At 74.3% G+C, this 15,808-nt stretch carries 11 protein-coding genes; 5 read left to right on the top strand and 6 right to left on the bottom strand.

Going from position 1 to position 15,808, the window contains the following annotated elements; all coding sequences use genetic code 11:
- Positions 1 to 15 precede the first annotated feature (15 nt).
- Positions 16 to 2,349 carry a phosphoketolase family protein gene (locus tag BJ982_RS27275; RefSeq protein ID WP_275411656.1) on the bottom strand — a complete coding sequence of 778 codons (2,334 nt, stop codon included), beginning with the start codon at positions 2,347 to 2,349 and terminating at the stop codon, positions 16 to 18.
- Between the two features lie 294 nt (positions 2,350 to 2,643).
- On the opposite strand from BJ982_RS27275, the gene BJ982_RS27270 reads away from it, so the two are divergent.
- From BJ982_RS27270 to BJ982_RS27260, 3 genes are read left to right on the top strand one after another with little or no spacing between them, the layout of a single operon-like run.
- Entirely contained in the window at positions 2,644 to 3,570 is a 927-nt protein-coding gene (locus BJ982_RS27270; protein WP_184884688.1) for an ABC transporter ATP-binding protein, read from the top strand.
- Positions 3,571 to 3,573: 3 nt separating this feature from the next.
- Entirely contained in the window at positions 3,574 to 4,356 is a 783-nt protein-coding gene (locus BJ982_RS27265) for an ABC transporter permease (protein ID WP_184884686.1), read from the top strand.
- A gap of 6 nt (positions 4,357 to 4,362) precedes the next feature.
- Positions 4,363 to 5,163 carry an ABC transporter permease gene (locus BJ982_RS27260; protein ID WP_184884683.1) on the top strand — a complete coding sequence of 267 codons (801 nt, stop codon included), beginning with the start codon at positions 4,363 to 4,365 and terminating at the stop codon, positions 5,161 to 5,163.
- Between the two features lie 19 nt (positions 5,164 to 5,182).
- On the opposite strand, the gene BJ982_RS27255 is transcribed toward BJ982_RS27260, so the two are convergent.
- From BJ982_RS27255 to BJ982_RS27245, 3 genes are all read right to left on the bottom strand, one after another.
- Complete coding sequence (locus BJ982_RS27255) at positions 5,183 to 5,503, bottom strand: DUF952 domain-containing protein (RefSeq protein ID WP_184884681.1); 321 nt, start codon at positions 5,501 to 5,503, stop codon at positions 5,183 to 5,185.
- A gap of 52 nt (positions 5,504 to 5,555) precedes the next feature.
- A complete protein-coding gene (locus BJ982_RS27250) occupies positions 5,556 to 6,512 on the bottom strand; it encodes a GlxA family transcriptional regulator (protein WP_184884679.1) in 957 nt (318 codons plus the stop codon).
- Positions 6,513 to 7,182: 670 nt separating this feature from the next.
- A complete protein-coding gene (locus BJ982_RS27245; RefSeq protein ID WP_184884677.1) occupies positions 7,183 to 7,506 on the bottom strand; it encodes a DMT family transporter in 324 nt (107 codons plus the stop codon).
- Between the two features lie 210 nt (positions 7,507 to 7,716).
- On the opposite strand from BJ982_RS27245, the gene BJ982_RS27240 reads away from it, so the two are divergent.
- Positions 7,717 to 8,703: a radical SAM protein gene (locus BJ982_RS27240; RefSeq protein ID WP_184884675.1), complete on the top strand. Its 987-nt coding sequence runs from the start codon at positions 7,717 to 7,719 to the stop codon at positions 8,701 to 8,703.
- Between the two features lie 405 nt (positions 8,704 to 9,108).
- Here BJ982_RS27240 and BJ982_RS27235 read toward each other — a convergent pair whose 3' ends face one another.
- Together BJ982_RS27235 and BJ982_RS27230 are read right to left on the bottom strand one after the other, a co-directional pair.
- Positions 9,109 to 11,043, bottom strand: a complete 1,935-nt coding sequence (locus BJ982_RS27235; protein ID WP_184884673.1) for a hypothetical protein — start codon at positions 11,041 to 11,043, stop codon at positions 9,109 to 9,111.
- Positions 11,044 to 11,048: 5 nt separating this feature from the next.
- Positions 11,049 to 11,588, bottom strand: coding sequence for a hypothetical protein (locus tag BJ982_RS27230; protein WP_184884671.1), 540 nt, complete (start codon positions 11,586 to 11,588; stop codon positions 11,049 to 11,051).
- An 82-nt stretch (positions 11,589 to 11,670) separates the two neighbouring features.
- Here BJ982_RS27230 and BJ982_RS40605 point away from each other — a divergent pair, with 82 nt between their 5' ends.
- The gene (locus BJ982_RS40605; RefSeq protein WP_184884669.1) at positions 11,671 to 15,795 is read left to right on the top strand and encodes a CHAT domain-containing protein; all 4,125 of its coding nucleotides are present in this window, start codon (positions 11,671 to 11,673) and stop codon (positions 15,793 to 15,795) included.
- The last annotated feature ends 13 nt before the right edge of the window (positions 15,796 to 15,808 follow it).

The following is a 15,808-nucleotide window of genomic DNA, read 5'->3' as shown; positions in this document are numbered from 1 at the left end:
TCGCGGCCCGGGTTCTCAGTAGGGCCAGGTCCAGTCGCGGATCCGCGGCGGGTCCTCGCCGTGCTCGCGGGTGTGGGCGCGGGCGGCCAGGCGCGCGTCCACCATCCGCTGGCGCAGCAGCGCGCAGCGCTCCCCCAGGCCCGGCACGCGGTCGATGACGTCCATGACCAGGTGGTAGCGGTCGATGTCGTTGAGCATGGCCATGTCGAAGGGGGTGGTGGTGGTGCCCTCCTCCTTGTAGCCGCGCACGTGCAGGTTGGCGTGGCCGGTGCGCCGGTAGGTGAGGCGGTGGATGAGCCACGGGTAGCCGTGGAAGTTGAAGATGACCGGGCGGGTGGTGGTGAACAGGGCGTCGTACTCGGCGTCGGACATGCCGTGGGGGTGCTCGCTGGGCGGCTGCAGGCGCATCAGGTCCACCACGTTGATCAGGCGGACCTTCAGCTCGGGCAGGTGCTCGCGCAGCAGGGCGGCGGCGGCCAGGGTCTCCAGGGTGGGCACGTCGCCGGCGCAGGCCAGCACCACGTCGGGTTCGGTGCCGTCGTCGGTGCAGGCCCACGGCAGCACGCCGAGGCCCCGGGCGCAGTGGGCGACGGCCTCGGGCATGGTCATCAGGTCCAGCACGGGCTGCTTGCCGGCGATGACGACGTTGACGTAGTCGCGTGAGCGCAGGCAGTGGTCGGCCACCGACAGCAGGCAGTTGGCGTCCGGGGGCAGGTAGACCCGCACCACGGTGGACTTCTTGTTGACCACCACGTCCAGGAAGCCGGGGTCCTGGTGGCTGAAGCCGTTGTGGTCCTGACGCCACACGTGGGAGGACAGCAGGTAGTTCAGCGAGGCGACCGGGCGGCGCCAGGGGATCTTGCGGGAGGACTCCAGCCATTTGGCGTGCTGGTTGAACATCGAGTCGACGATGTGGATGAACGCCTCGTAGGAGGTGAACAGGCCGTGGCGGCCGGTGAGCAGGTAGCCCTCCAGCCAGCCCTGGCACAGGTGCTCGCTGAGCACCTCCATGGCGCGGCCCTCGGGTGAGAGGGCCTCGTCGGTGGGCAGGCGGCCGGCGTCCCAGGCGCGGCCGGTGACCTCGAACACCGCCGACAGCCGGTTGGAGGCGATCTCGTCGGGGCCCATCAGGCGGAAGGTCTCGGGGTTGGCGGCGACCACCTCGCGCAGGAAGCCGCCGAGGACGCGGGTGGGTTCGCTGGTGGCGGCGGCCGGGGCCTTGACGTCGGTGGCGTAGTCGCGGAAGTCGGGCAGGCGCAGCGGGCGCAGCAGTTCGCCGCCGTTGGCGTGGGGGTTGGCGCTCATGCGGCGGTTCCCGCGCGGCGCCACCTGCCGTACCGGCGGGACCGGGCGGCCCCGCTCGTCGAACAGTTCTTCGGGGCGGTAGGAGAGCATCCAGGCCCGCAGGGCGGCCAGGTGCTCGGGGTTGTCGCGGACGGCCGACAGCGGGACCTGGTGGGAGCGCCAGGTGCCCTCCACGGGCAGGCCGTCCACCTCGCGCGGCCCGGTCCACCCCTTGGGGGTGCGCAGCACGATCATGGGCCACCGTTCGCAGGAGCCCGCTTTGACCTCGGCGATCTGGTCGAACACCGTGTCCAGGGTGGCGGCCATGAGCGCGTGGACCTCGGCGGGGTCCTCGCCGGCGACCACGTGCGGGCGGTAGCCGTAGCCTTCCATGAGGCGCAGCAGCTCGGGTTGCGGGATGCGGGCCAGCACCGTCGGGTTGGCGATCTTGTAGCCGTTGAGGTGCAGGATGGGCAGCACCGCGCCGTCCCGCGCCGCGTTGAGGAACTTGTTGGAGTGCCAGCTTGTGGCGAGGGGGCCGGTCTCGGCCTCGCCGTCCCCGATCACGCACGCCACCACCAGATCGGGGTTGTCGAAGGCGGCGCCGAAGGCGTGGGCCAGGGAGTAGCCGAGCTCGCCGCCCTCGTTGATCGACCCGGGCGTCTCGGGGGCGGCGTGGCTGGGGATGCCGCCGGGGAAGGAGAACTGGCGGAACAGCCGCCGCATGCCCTCGGCGTCCTGGGAGACGTCGGGGTACACCTGCGAGTAGGTGCCCTCCAGCCAGGCGTTGGCCACCACCGCGGGGCCGCCGTGCCCCGGCCCGCACACGAAGATCATGTCCTGGTCGCGTTCGGTGATGATCCGGTCCAGGTGGGCCAGGCAGAAGTTCAGGCCCGGCGTGGTACCCCAGTGGCCGAGCAGCCGCGGTTTGATGTGCTCCGGGCGCAAAGGCTCGCGCAGCAGCGGGTTGTCCAGCAGGTAGATCTGGCCGGCCGACAGGTAGTTGGCCGCACGCCAGTAGGCGTCGATGCGTTCCAGCTCGCTCATGTCTACGAGCGTTCCCACTCGCGCGCGGTTATGCCTGCCCGGCACTTCACGACCCGGCGCGGCGGTGAGCAGGCTGATCCCCCCTAGCCGCTCCGCGGGGCCGGAGCCGGGGCCGGGCGGGGCCCCTTGGCCGCCGCTGTCACGCCGTGCGGCGGTGCGGGAATCAGGAGACCGGACGGCCCGCCCGCCCCCCGAAGAGTCCGCCCGGCCCCTGGCGGGCCCCGGGTGGGCGTGGCCGCCACCCCGGCGGCGGGCGGGCCGGGGGCAAACCCACTGGGAAAATGTCGGACCTGTTGGCTAGGGTTTTCCTCCGTGTCCGAGCAACCTCTCATCCACGCGCGTGGCCTGGTCAAACGCTTCGGCGACTTCACCGCGGTGGACGGCATCGACCTGGCGGTCGCCCCCGGGGAGGCGTTCGGCTTCCTCGGCCCCAACGGCGCCGGTAAGTCCTCCACGATGCGCATGATCGGCTGCGTGTCCATGCCCACGGCCGGTGAGCTGCGCATCCTCGGCATGGACCCGGTGCGCGACGGCCCCCGCATCCGGGCCCGGCTCGGGGTGTGCCCGCAGCTGGACAACCTCGACGTCGATCTCAACGTCCGCGAGAACCTGCTCACCTACGCCCGCTACTTCGGCATCCCGCGCGCCGAGGCGCGCCGCCGCGCCGACGAGCTGCTGGAGTTCGTGCAGCTGTCCGACCGCGCCGGCAGCAAGGTCGAGCCGCTGTCGGGTGGCATGAAGCGGCGGCTCACCATCGCCCGGGCCATGGTCAACGAGCCCGACCTGGTGCTGCTGGACGAGCCCACCACCGGCCTGGACCCCCAGGCGCGTCACCTGCTGTGGGAGCGGCTGTTCCAGCTCAAGCGCCGCGGCACCACCCTGGTGCTCACCACCCACTACATGGACGAGGCCGAGCAGCTGTGCGACCGGCTGGTGGTCATGGACGGCGGCCGCATCGTCGCCGAGGGCTCCCCCCGCGAGCTGATCACCACCTACTCCACCCCCGAGGTGGTCGAGCTGCGCTTCGGCGACGAACACCCCGCCGACCTGGCCGGCAAGCTCGTCGGCGTCGGCCGCGTCGACCCGCTGCCCGACCGGCTGCTGGTGTACGTCCAGGACGGGGACGCCGCCACCGCCGAGGTGCACCGCCGCGGCCTGACCCCCTCCAGCGTGCTGGTGCGCCGCTCCACGCTGGAGGACGTCTTCCTGCACCTCACCGGCCGCACCCTGGTGGACTGACCGATGGCCGCGCCTGCCCTTGGTCTCAGCGTCCGCTCCACGTTGGCCGTGCTGGAGCGCGGGCTCACCTTGTACCGCCGGCTGTGGCGGGCCTCGCTGTTCGGGTCCTTCGTGCTGCCGGTGCTGTTCCTCATCAGCATCGGCATCGGGGTCGGCGGCCACATCGGCCAGGTCGGCGGGGTGTCCTACCTGGCGTGGATCGTCCCGGGGGTCATGGCCTCCACCGCCTTCCAGATGGCCGTCGGCGAGTGCACCTACCCCATCCTGGGCGACTTCAAGTGGACGCGCGGCTTCCACGCCATGCGCGCCACCCCCGTCGAGGTCGGCGACATGGTCTGCGGCCACCTGCTGTACATCCTGATCCGCGTCCAGATCGCCGTGGTGGTCTTCCTCGGCGTCACCGCCCTGTTCGGCACGCTGCACTCGCCGTGGGCGCTGGTCACCCCGCTGGTGTGCGGGCTGGTGGCGCTGGCGGCGGCCGCACCCACCATGGCCTTCGCCGCCTCCATCGACCACGACAGCTACTTCGCGCTGCTGTTCCGCTTCGTGATGATCCCCGCCACGCTGTTCTCCGGGGTGTTCTTCCCCGTCGACCGGCTTCCCGGCCTGGTGCGGCCGCTGGCCTACCTGTCCCCGCTGTGGCACGGCGTGGAGCTGAACCGCGCCGCCACCCTCGGCGCCGCCCCGCCCTGGCCGGTCGCCGCCCACCTCGGCTACCTGCTGGCGTTCACCGCGGCGGGCCTGGCCTGGGCCCTGCACGCCTTCGGCCGACGACTCCAGGACTGAGAACACATGGTGACCACGTGGATCGCCGCCCGGATCTCCCCCGGCCGGGTCGGCGCGGTGCTCGGCCGCAACCTCGGGGCGCTGCGCTCGGGCCCGGCGTACTGGCTGGTGCTGGTGTCGGGCTTCTTCGAGCCGCTGTTGTACCTGCTGTCGATCGGGGTGGGGGTCGGCGCCCTGGTGGGCGAGCTGCCCGTGGGCGGGCGCAGCCTCGACTACGCCACCTTCGTCGCCCCCGCCATGCTCGCGGTGTCCGCCATGTCCGGCGCCCTGGCCGAGACCACCTACAACTTCTTCTTCAAGATGAAGTACATGAAGACCTTCGAGGCCGTGCTCGCCACGCCGGTGCGGCCCGTGGAGGTCGCCCTCGGGGAGCTCGGCTGGGCCATGGTGCGCGGCTCGGTCTACACCGCGCTGTTCCTGGTGGTCATGGTGGCGCTCGGGCTGACCTCCCCCCTCGGCGCGCTGGCCGCCTTCCCCGCCACGGTGCTGGTGGGGCTGGCCTTCGGCGCGCTCGGCATGGCCGTCAGCACGCTGATGCGCGGCTGGCAGGACTTCGACCTGATGTCCACCGGCCAGTTCGCCCTGTTCCTGTTCTCGGGCACCTTCTCCCCCGTCACCGACTACCCCGCCGCGTTGCAGGTCCTGGTTCAGCTCACCCCGCTGTACCACGCGGTCGAGCTGGTGCGCGGCCCGGCCATCGGAGAGGCCGGCTGGGGCCTGCTGCCGCACGTCCTGTATCTGCTCGTCATGATGGCGGCGGGCCTGCTGTTCGCCGCCCGCCGCCTGCAGCGCACGCTCATGGTCTGATGGCCGGGAGGGGCTGGGGTCAGCGGGTGAAGGGGGTCACCTGGATGACGGCGCTCACCGGCAGCGGCCCGTAGATGTGGGGGAAGGCCTCGCCCGCTCCGGCGGGCACCTCCAGGACCACGGGGCAGTCCAGCCGCCCCTCGTCGATGGCCAGCACCACCAGCGGGCCGGACACCTGGCCGTAGTAGCGCCCGGCCACTGCGCGAAGCTGTTCCAGGTCGGCGCAGGCGTGGATGAACCCCTCCTGCGCCAGCGTCCGCCCGAGGGTGGACACGCGGTACTCCCCCGCCTCGACCGCGGCCGTCCAGTCATCGGCCAGCGCCAGATGAAGAATCGTCACCGGCGACAGCGTAGGTCACCGCGGTGCGCGCGGGAATCGGGGGCGCGGGGGGTCACCGGCGGCTGAACGTGCGGCGGTAGGCGCGCGGGGAGACCCCGCGCCGTTTGACGATCTGCTCGCGCAGCACGGTGACCGAGCCGAACCCGACGTCCCGGGCGATCTCCTCGATCCGCAGGTCGGTGGTCTCCAGCAGTTCCTCGGCCACCAGCAGCCGCTGGCCGCGTATCCACGCCTGCGGGGTGGTGCCGGTGGCGGCCTTGAAACGGCGGGCGAAGGTGCGCGGGCTCATCAGCGCCTGGGCCGCCAGTTCGTTCACCGACAGCGGCTTGCTCAGGTTGACGCGCACCCATTCCAGCACCTCGGTCAGCCGCTCGTCCTCGCCCGCCGCCGGCACCGGCGCGGGGATGTACCGGGCCTGGCCGCCGTCGCGGTGCGGGGCGGCCACGGTCTCGCGGGCGATCGCGTCGGCCACCGCCCCGCCGTGCTCGCGGCGCAGCAGGTGCAGGCACATGTCGATCCCCGCGGCGTCCCCGGCGCCGGTCACCAGGCGGCCCTCGTCGACGTACAGGGCCTCGGGCACGACCGTGACGTGCGGGTAGCGGGCCGCGAGGTCGCCGGCCAGGCTCCAGTGCGTGGTGGCGCGGCGGCCGTCCAGCAGGCCGGTGGCCGCCAGCAGGTAGGAGCCGGTGCTGAAGCCCGCCAGGATCGCCCCGGCCCGGTGGGCGGCGCGCACGGCCGCCACCACCTGGCGCGACGGCGCCGGCGGGCGCCGCTCGTTGGGCAGCAGCACCACCAGGTCGGCGCCGGCCATCAGCTCCAGCCCGTGCGGAACCTCCAGCCGCAGCCCGAGATCGGTGCGTACCGGACCCGGCTCGTCGGTGCACACCTGGAAGGAGAACGAGGGTAAGCCGAGGCGGGTCCGGTCGGCGAAGACCTTACTGATCACACCCAAGCCGAAGGCGCTGACCTCCTGCCCGGCGTAGGCGACCACGGATCGGAACGGAGTCACCGCCCAAGAATCACACACAGAAGTTGATATATCAACTTTTGCATCCGCATATTTTGTGCACGCTTCAATTTGCAGGTGCCGCCATTCCCCCTTCGTCAACACACGCGCCGGCCGTCACGTTCCGACAGGCCGAGCGGGATGAACGAGCGGCACGACGAAGTGGTGAATCGGTCGGCAATAAATGGCCACCGACGCCGTCCCATAAACAACGAAACCAGCTGACGCGGAATGCAGTGCCGTGGCCGGCGCGGGTGACGCCAATGAAAAGGCAGGTATGGGGTGTCTGCATATGAAAAGACTGCTTCGTCCCCGGGTGACACCCCACCCGGGCAGCGTGAGAACGGCCACAGGCTCGCGCGCCGCCAGGGCGCGCACCCGGCCGCTCTGCGGACTGGGCGCGATGGCCGGGGGGAGGTACGCGAGAGGCGCAGGAGATGTGCAGGAGGTTGTGGGGCCTCCCCGCGGCGTGGAGACAGGCCTCGGCCGCCTGTTCCATTCCAAGGCCGACCGGCGGCGTGCCGGACAGGCGGACCGGGCCCCGTCCGCACGAACAGCCCGCGGCCCCGGGTCCCGGCGATAGGCGGCTTCCTCGGGATGGGCGATTCCGCCGGAACGGGAGCTCAGGGACGGCCGGGGCCGCGAGGGACGGGGTTCGGCGGGGCGGGAGGGGTCAATGGGAGCCTGTCAGGTTCACCAGGACGACGCCGGCGATGATCAGTACGATTCCGCCCACCTTGGGCAGGGTGAGCGTCTCGCCGAGGAACAGTGCTCCGATCGCGGCGATGGCCGCCGTTCCCGCCCCCGACCACACCGCGTACGCCACGCCGATCTCCATCTGCAGCTTCAGCGCCCGGCCCAGCAGGGCGAAGGAGGCCAGGTAGCCGATCACCACCACGACCGCCCAGCCCTTGTGGGCGAAACCGTCGCTCAGCTTCAGCGCCGTGGTCGCGAGCACCTCAGAGACGATCGCGGCGGCGAGCAGCACCCAGGTCATGGCCCCGGCCTCCCATGGTCAGGCCGGCTCCGGCTACCGGCACATCCGTACCACTACACGAAGTTCGCGCATCGGTCATGAGGTGCGCTTTCAAGCGGGCGGCGGACCAGCCAGAGCCCGCCCCGGCAGGGGGGCGGGGATGTGACGGCGGCAGGCCGGGGTCGCGGGTCCGCTTGCCACGGGTATCGAATGCGTGTTCCACTATTGGGCATGCGTTTCGACGCCCTTCCCCTCGTCGAGGACACCCCCGCGGCGCGTCCGCGGATCGAACGGCGGGCGGTGCGCCGTGCCGCCGGGTCCACGACCTTCTACGAGGTGCCGGCGCGCACGATCATCGAACGGGTGCCCGAGACCGCCGGCCTCGGAGTGTCCTGGGCGGTCAGCCCCTACCGCGGCTGCGCCCACGCCTGCCTGTACTGCGCCGCCCGCGGCGGCCACCGCCAGCTCGGCCTGGACGGCGAACGCGACTTCGGCTCGGCGATCGTGGTGAAGACCGACGCCGCCCGGCGGCTGCGCGCCGAACTGGCCGCGCCGCGCTGGGCGGGCGAGCCGGTGGGCATCGGCTTCAACGGCGACTGCTACCAGGAGGCCGAGGAGGTCTACCAGCTGATGCCCGGCATCGTGGCCGCGCTGCGCGACGCCGGCAACCCCTTGCGCGTGATGACCAAGAGCGCGCTGGTGCTGCGGGACGCCGAGCTGCTGGCCGAGGCCGCCCAGGTCGCCGAGGTCGAGGTGCGGGTGTCGATCGGCTTCGTGGACGACCGGCTGCGCCGCGCCGTCGAACCCGCCGCCCCCAGCGCGCAAAAGCGGCTGGAGCTGTGCGCGGAGCTCGGCGAGCGGGGCGTGCCGTGCGGGGTGCTGATGGGGCCGATCCTGCCGTGCCTGACCGATTCGGAGGATCAGCTGCGGGCCGTGGTGCGCCGCGTGGCCGAGGCGGGCGCCGTCAGCCTCACCCCCATGGTGCTGCACCTGCCGCCCGGCGCCCGCGAGTGGTACCTGCGGTGGCTGGCCGAGGAGCATCCCCGCCTGGTCCCCCGGTACGAGGAGCTGTACGCCGGCGGGCCGCCGGCCGGGGAGGACTACCGGCGCCGCGTCGTCGCCCGGGTGGCCGAGCTGGCGCGCCTGTACGGCATCGGCGCCCGCCGCGCCGCCTGGAGCCCCAGCCGCCTGGCCGACCGCCAGCTCGCCCTGCTCTGACCCCTGCCGGGGACGCTGACCGTCAACAGCGCCCCGGCACAGCAACTGGGGGCGGCCCCGGCAGCCCCTCGGAGGAGGCGCTGCGGCTGCTGGACGGTCTGACCGCCGCCTCCGAGTGACCCCGGGACGCTCTATCGGGTCATACCGGCGGACCCTCGCCCATGTCGCCACCGCGCCGTCGTCCCGGCGCGCACCGCAGGTTCCCGCGGTCGGCATACCTCGTCCGGCCTCGCGCGCTCGGCTCCCGTGGCGCGGGGACCTGCTCGGCCGGCAGGTATCCGGACGGTCAGACGGGGCGTCTCGACATCAGACGGGGCGTCTCGACATCAGGCCGGGCGTCCCGGCGTCGGACGGGGCGTCCCGGCGTCGGACCGATTTCTTGACGTCAGAGCAGTGGCCTGATGGTCAGGCCGGGGCCGACCAGGCCCAGATCGCGGCGCGGGCGGCCAGCAGGCGGGCCAGGTCGGCCGGGAGGATGGCCACCACCAGCCGGTCGCCGGGCCCGTGGTCGAGCACGAGCACGTCGCGGGCGGTGACCTGCGCCCCCTTGCCCGGCGTGGCCACCAGCGCGACGCGGGAGCCCCGCGCGAACAGCGCGCCCGCGCCCGGCTGGGCGGAAAGCGTCGTGACCGCACGGCCGGTCAGGGCCCCGGCGGGCAGCCTGGGGCCGAGGGCTTCGGGGTCGGCGGCCTCGCGGTCCTTCAGCGGGCGCAGGGTGTAGCGGCCGGTCAGGGCCGCGTCGGCGGGCGCCAGGTCGGCGGCCGTCAGCACGTGGTAGGCCGGAAGCGTCCGGGTGGCCGCCGGCTCGGACGCGTCCGGCCGCGCCAGCGCCAGCACGGCCGCCACCACCCCGGTGGCCGCGACGACGCTCCCGGCGACCACCGGCACCGACGCCGCCCGCCACCACCCCCGCACCCCGCCCCGCGCGCGGTCCGTCCCCGCCACCGTGACCGTCCCGGTCACCGACGCCCCCCGCACCGCGCCGTCCCCGGAACCCGCCGGAGACGGCTCCAGGGAAGGCCCCGGAGGAGTGCCCCCTTCCACCGGCACGGCCCGTGCCGCTGTCTCGACCGGGGGTTCGCCGGACGCCGGCACGGCAGGGGGCGTCACCGGGACCGGCGGCGCCCCCGAGAGGCCGCGAGCGTCCGGCACGTCCTCGCGGCGCACCCGGCGAACGGGACGGGTCTGCTCGGTGACACCGGCGGCAACGTGCCGCCGAGCAGGGTCTCGCACATCGGACGGGTCATCGCGGCGCGCAGGGTGAGCCAGCTGAGGTTCCCCCGCGACGCCGGTAGGCGCGGGCGGCCCGGAGGGGCCTTGGGGATCAGGCCCATCCCCGTGGCGTACCGGGTGAGCGAGGGGAGATTCCCCGGCGACGCCGGCGGGAGCGGGAGGACGGGATGAGGCTTGGCGGGCGGGCGGGGGGTCCTGGTGTGCGGGGTGGGGCCGGGCGGGGTCTTCGGCGGGGGTCGATGGCTGGGGGTAGCCCATGTGCAGGGAGGTGCCGGAGTCGATGGCGCCGCGGCGCCATAGTTTGTCCAGCAGTCCCCACTGGCGCAGTTCGGCCTCGAAGTCGCAGGGGCGTTCCAGGCCCATGGCCTCCAGTAGACGCCAGCGGTGGACGTCGAAGGCCGTGCGGATCAGTTCGGCGTAGGGCAGTGCGGTGCGGGCCAGGCCCCGGTAGCCGAGCCAGGCGACCGCCGCCCCCGTCCACACGCACAGCGCCACCGCGTACCACGGCAGCAACGCCAGCGCCAGAACCCCGCCTGCCAGCGCGAACGCCGCGCCGAGGACGCTGATGGCGACCATCGTCTCCACGTTCACCGCCGCCGCGGTGAACGCCTGGACGAACGATTCGGGCAGCACCACGTACAGGCGGGGCCAGGCGGTGACCGCGTCGATGCCGTAGCGGCGGGCGTGCTCCTCGGCCGCGCGCAGGATGTTGCCGACCCGGGTGGGCATCACGCGGGCCGGCGACAGCGGGTAGTCCGCCGCGCCGCGCCGCTCCCCCTGGAGGCGCGCGTGCCGGGCCCGTCCCCGCCCGGCCAGTGCCGCCCCGAAGGGCAGCCCCTCCCAGTACCCCTCGTACAGCCGCATCAGCCGGGCCCGCGCCGAGGCCAGGATCTGGGCGAGCAGGATCGTCACGGCGGCCAGCGCGGCCACCGACAGCGCGCGCACGTCGGCCGGCAGGCCGCCCCACCACGCCCACGACCGGGCCCAGCCCGCCCCGGTGGCGGCCAGGGCCAGCAGGGCGCCGGCGAAGGCCAGCACCGGCGCCCACGTGGTGCGCAGCAGCCGCTGGTCCACCAGGCCCGTGGCCGTCTCCAGGAGCCCGCCCATTCAGATCACCGGCCCCACTCGGGCTCGAAGGGATGCCCGGCCGCGCACGCCACCTGGTCGCCGGGCAGGTAGAAGTCGTAGAGGTTGACGCGCCCGCACCGGCAGCGGATCTCGATCGCGCCCGCGACCGGCTCGGGGTCGCCGTGCAGGGTGGTGTCCGGCCCGCCGCGGGTGCCGGTGTAGAGCAGGACGGCGGCCAGGGCGTCGGGGGTGATGATGCCGGCGATCGTGCCGTCCTGGGCGCGGACGAGCAGGGGCAGGCCGTCGTAGGCGGCGGCGACCAGGCGCGGGGTGGCGGCGATCGCGGTCACCGGGGTGGCCGCGGGGACGATCAGCGCCGGTCCGGGGCCTTCGGGCCCGATGACGAACCGGGCGGCGCCGTCCTCGCCGAGCACGACCGTGACCGGGTCGGAGCCGGCCGCAGGCAGCTGGTCGCTCAGCGTCTTTGTCACGAAATCGCCGGTCATCAAATCGGCGGCCGAATCGGCGGCCGAATCGTGTCCGCGGGCCTTGCCGGAATCGGCGTCCACCCATTCGTCCGCCATATAAGCCTCCCTTTCCCCGGTAATCGGCGCGGAGATGATTCTCGTAGTATCGGGTTGAATTCGTCCACGGAAGGAATCACCGATGGGCAACGATCCCGAATCACGGCTCCGGGAACGCCTGCGGCGATTCTCCGGAGGCGATCACGCGGCGTTGTCCGGCCAGGACGCGTTCGCCGACATCGTGGCCATGCGGGAGGCGCTTTCCCGCGACGAGCCCTCCGGCGAGAGCCTGGCGGTGCTGGCGTTCGCCCACCTGGCCCGCTACCAGGTGCTGCCGTTCGGCGAGGATCTGGCCGACCTGGAGCAGGCGGTCACGCTGTTCACCCGGTTGCGCTCCACCGCGCCGCACCTGGTCGGCGACGAGATCATGCCGATGCTGGAGGCCGACCCCCGGGTGGTGGTCCGCGACGACCCGCACGCCCTGATCGAGGAGGCCGAGCGGACCGGCGACCTGGCGGTCGTGGACGCCGCGCTGAACCTGCTGGACAACACCCTGCCCCTGCAGGACCCCGGCGATCTGCAGGCGCGGGCCACGGTGATCGGCCGGGCCGCGCTGGTGCGGCGCAGGCGCCACCAGCTCACCGGCGACCCCGCCGACCTGGACGCCGCGATCGCGGGCCTGCGGCGCACGCTGGGCTTTCCCGTCGTGGTGGACGAGGGCCGCACGGCCGTGCTGTACTTCCTGGCCGAGCTGCTGGCCAGGCGTTTCGAGCTCGACGGCGATCTGGCCGGGCTGCAGGCCGCGATCGGGGCGCAGCGCGAGGTGCGCGAGGCCTGGGCCGACGACGCGGGGACGGCGCTGGCCCTGGCGGCGATGCTCAGGATCCACGGCGAGCGGACCGGTGACGGGGCCGGTCTTGAGGAGGCGCTGGCCCTGGGGCGGCAGGTGCTGGCCGAGGGAGACCTGAGCGGCCAGGACGGCCCCGGCCGCCCGGCCGCGCTGATGGAGCTGGCCCTGACTCTGCAGGCGTGGTCCGGGCACACCGGCGAGCCCGCGCACCTGGAGGAGGCCATCGCCGTGCTGCGCGAGGCCGGTGAGCCGGCGCGGGTGGCGCTCGGGCAGGCCCTGACCGACCGCTACCGGTACGGCGGCCCGGCTCGTGACCTGGACGAGGCCATCACCGTCCTCGGCGGCGCCGAGCCCGCCGGACGGCGAAGGCGCGTCGAGGCCTCGGACGGTGAAGGCCCGCACCCGGCCACGACCCGGGACGATGCCTCGAAGGACGACTCTCACACCGACGCCCTGGCGAACGACTCTTCCCCCTTGGAGGAGTCTTCCAGGGCCGCCACGGACGGCGGCGGGGGGCGGGAGGCGGGCGCCGTGCCGTCGCCGGAGGATCTGGCGGGCGCGCTGCTGCGCCGGTTCGAACGCGACGGCGACCCGGCCGACGTCGAGCGGGCCGTCGCGCTGCTCCAGGACGCCCTGTCCACGGCCCGGCCCGGGAGCCGTGAGCACCTGGTCGTCCTGGTGAACCTTTCGGCCGCGCTGCACGCCCGCGCCGAGCTGACCGGGACCCCGGAGGGCTTCACCGCCGTGGTGGACCTGCTGTCGCGGGCGCCCGCCGGCCCTGCCGGCCGCGGCGCGCACCTGGCCGATCTGCACGGCAACCTGGGCAACGCCCTGCACGCCCGCCACAACCTGACCGGGGACCCGGCCGACCTGGACGCGGCGGTCGCCGCGCACACCGCCGCGGTGGAGGTGATGGATCCCGCCGACCCCGCCCGCGCCTCCCGCCTGTCCAACCTCGGCATGATCGTCCAGTCGCGGTTCGAGCGCACCCAGGACGACGCCGACCTGGCGGCGGCGCTGGTCCTGCACGCCGAGGCCGTGGCCGCCGTGCCGCCGGGGGATCGCGACCGTCCCCGCTACCTGTCCAACCAGGGGATCGCCCTCAGGACGCGCTACGAACGCTTCGGCGACCCGGCCGACCTGGACGCCGCCATCGCCGTGCTGCGCGAGGCGGCCTCCCACGGCCACACCGGGCGCGAATCGTGGCGGGCGCCGGCGAACCTGGGCAACGCGCTGCGTTTGCGCTACCACCTCCAGGGCGCCTCGGCCGACATCGACGAGGCGATCGTCGTGCTGCGCCGCGCCCTTGAGGTGATGCCGGCCGACCGCGAGGCCGAGGGGGCGCAGGTCAGCCTGGGCGAGGCGCTGGCCATCCGGTACGGGGCCGGCGGGGCGGCCGGCGACATCGCCGAGGCCCTGCCGCTGCTGCGCGCCGCCGCGCGGGTCCCCGGCCCCGACCAGGCCTCCCGGCTCAACGCCTACGGGATGGCGCTGGTCCACCGCTACGAGCACGGCCGGGACGACGGCGACCTGGCCGCCGCCTTCGAGGTGCTGACGCGGGCGGTGCGGGCCACGCCCGAGGGGCATCCCCGCCGGGCCGTCCACCTGTCCAACCTCGCCGTCGCCGCGCGGATGCGGGCGGCGGCCGGCGCGCCCGGGCAGGACCCGGACGCCGCCGTGGCAGGGCTGCGCGCGGCGCTGGCCTCGGTGCCGGCCGGGCACGGCCTGCGCGCGACGTTCCTGCTGAACCTGGCCTCGGTCACCGAGGCCCGCTACCGCGACCGCGGGGACGAGCGCGACCACCGGGACGCGCTGGCCGCCGCGCGGGAGGCGGCGCTGTCCGAGACCGGGACGATGGCCCACCGGCTGCCCGCCGCGCGGCTGTGGGCGGACCTGGCCGCCGATCACGGCGACCACGCCGAGGCCCTGCGGGCCTACCGGCTGGCGATCGACCTGGTGCCCACGGTCGCCTGGCACGGGCTGACCTGGAGCGACCAGGAGACCCAGACCCGCAGGTCGCTCACGAGCCTGGGCGTGGACGCGTGCGCGTGCGCGATCGAGGCCGGGGAGCCGGAGACGGCCGTGGAGCTGGTGGAACGCGGCCGGGCGGTCATGTGGTCGAGCCTGCTGCACCGCCGCGGCGACTTCGACGCCCTGGCCGGGGCCGCTTCCGGCCTGGCCGGCGCGCTCCAGCAGACCCGCGCCCGCCTGGACGCCGCCGCCGGTGAACAGGACCGCGCCGCGGCGGGGCGGGCCGTGGAGGACGCGCGGGAGTGGGACCGGCTGCTGGCCGAGGTCAGGCGGCTGCCCGGGTTGGAGGACTTCCTGCGGCCGGTGCCCTTCGCCCGGCTGCGCGAGGCCGCGCGGGAGGGCGCCGTCGTCGTGGTCAACCTGTCCGACCGGCGCTGCGACGCGCTGGTGGTCGCCTCCGGCGGCGTCACCACCGTCCCGCTGCCCGGCCTGACCCCGCGCGAGGCCGCCTTCCGCGCCGCCATGTACCTGGACGTGCTCGGCTCCATGGCCGTGCCTATCGCCATGCCGCAGGGCGAGCAGCGCGCGGGCCTGCTGCAGGGCAGCGAGGGCTTCCTGGCGGACGTGCTGTCCTGGCTGTGGACGGCGGTCGCCGAGCCCGTGCTCGCCCACCTGGGCCACACCCGCCCCCCGGCGGAGGGCGCGCCCTGGCCCCGGGTGTGGTGGTGCCCGACCGGAGCCCTCACCCTGCTGCCGCTGCACGCCGCCGGCGCCGGCCGGGACGGGGACGGCGTCCTTGACCGGGTGGTGTCCTCCTACACCCCGACCCTGGGCGCGCTGGCCCGGGCGCGGCGGGCCGAGCCCCGTACCGGCGCGCCCGCCCTGGTGGTCACCGTGCCCGCCGCGCCGGGCGTCCGCACGCTGACCGGCCCCTACCAGGACGCGGCCTTCCTGCGGCGCGTGCTGGACCCGCCGCCGGTGCGGCTGCACGGCGCGCAGGCCACCCGCGCGGCCCTGGCGGCGGCGCTGCCCGGGTGCGGGGCGCTGCACTTCAGCGGGCACGGCACCCAGGAGCTGACCGCGCCGTCCAAGGGCGGGCTGGTGCTGTACGACGGGGTGCTGGCGGTGCGGGATCTGATCGGTCTGGACGTGCGCGGGGAGCTGGCGTTCCTGTCGGCGTGCCAGACCGCCACGGGCGGGGCCGACCTGCCCGACGAGGGCATCCACCTGGCCTCGGCGCTGCAGATCGCCGGGTTCCGGCACGTCATCGCCACGCTGTGGAGCGTGTACGACCTGCCGAGCGTGGAGGTCACGCGCGCGGTGTACGGGGCGCTGGCCGAGGGGGCGGCGCCGGCGGTGGCGCTGCACCGGGCCGTGCGGGCGCTGCGCGCCGCGCACCCCGCGGCGCCGAGCGTGTGGGCCTCCTACGTCCACACCGGGCCATGAGACCCGCGGGGCC

The organism is Sphaerisporangium siamense (assembly GCF_014205275.1).
Classification (GTDB): domain Bacteria; phylum Actinomycetota; class Actinomycetes; order Streptosporangiales; family Streptosporangiaceae; genus Sphaerisporangium; species Sphaerisporangium siamense.
The sequence above is the reverse complement of the archived record's forward strand: the minus strand, read 5'-3'. Positions and strand labels throughout refer to the sequence as shown.

Excerpts from the sequence above, each read along its gene's own strand:
- BJ982_RS27260 (WP_184884683.1), top strand. The coding sequence starts at position 4,363 with ATGGTGACCACGTGGATCGCCGCCCGGATCTCCCCCGGCCGGGTCGGC.
- BJ982_RS27265 (WP_184884686.1), top strand. The coding sequence starts at position 3,574 with ATGGCCGCGCCTGCCCTTGGTCTCAGCGTCCGCTCCACGTTGGCCGTG.
- BJ982_RS40605 (WP_184884669.1), top strand. The coding sequence starts at position 11,671 with ATGGGCAACGATCCCGAATCACGGCTCCGGGAACGCCTGCGGCGATTC.
- BJ982_RS27235 (WP_184884673.1), bottom strand. The coding sequence starts at position 11,043 with ATGGGCGGGCTCCTGGAGACGGCCACGGGCCTGGTGGACCAGCGGCTG.
- BJ982_RS27245 (WP_184884677.1), bottom strand. The coding sequence starts at position 7,506 with ATGACCTGGGTGCTGCTCGCCGCCGCGATCGTCTCTGAGGTGCTCGCG.
- BJ982_RS27240 (WP_184884675.1), top strand. The coding sequence starts at position 7,717 with ATGCGTTTCGACGCCCTTCCCCTCGTCGAGGACACCCCCGCGGCGCGT.
- BJ982_RS27230 (WP_184884671.1), bottom strand. The coding sequence starts at position 11,588 with ATGGCGGACGAATGGGTGGACGCCGATTCCGGCAAGGCCCGCGGACAC.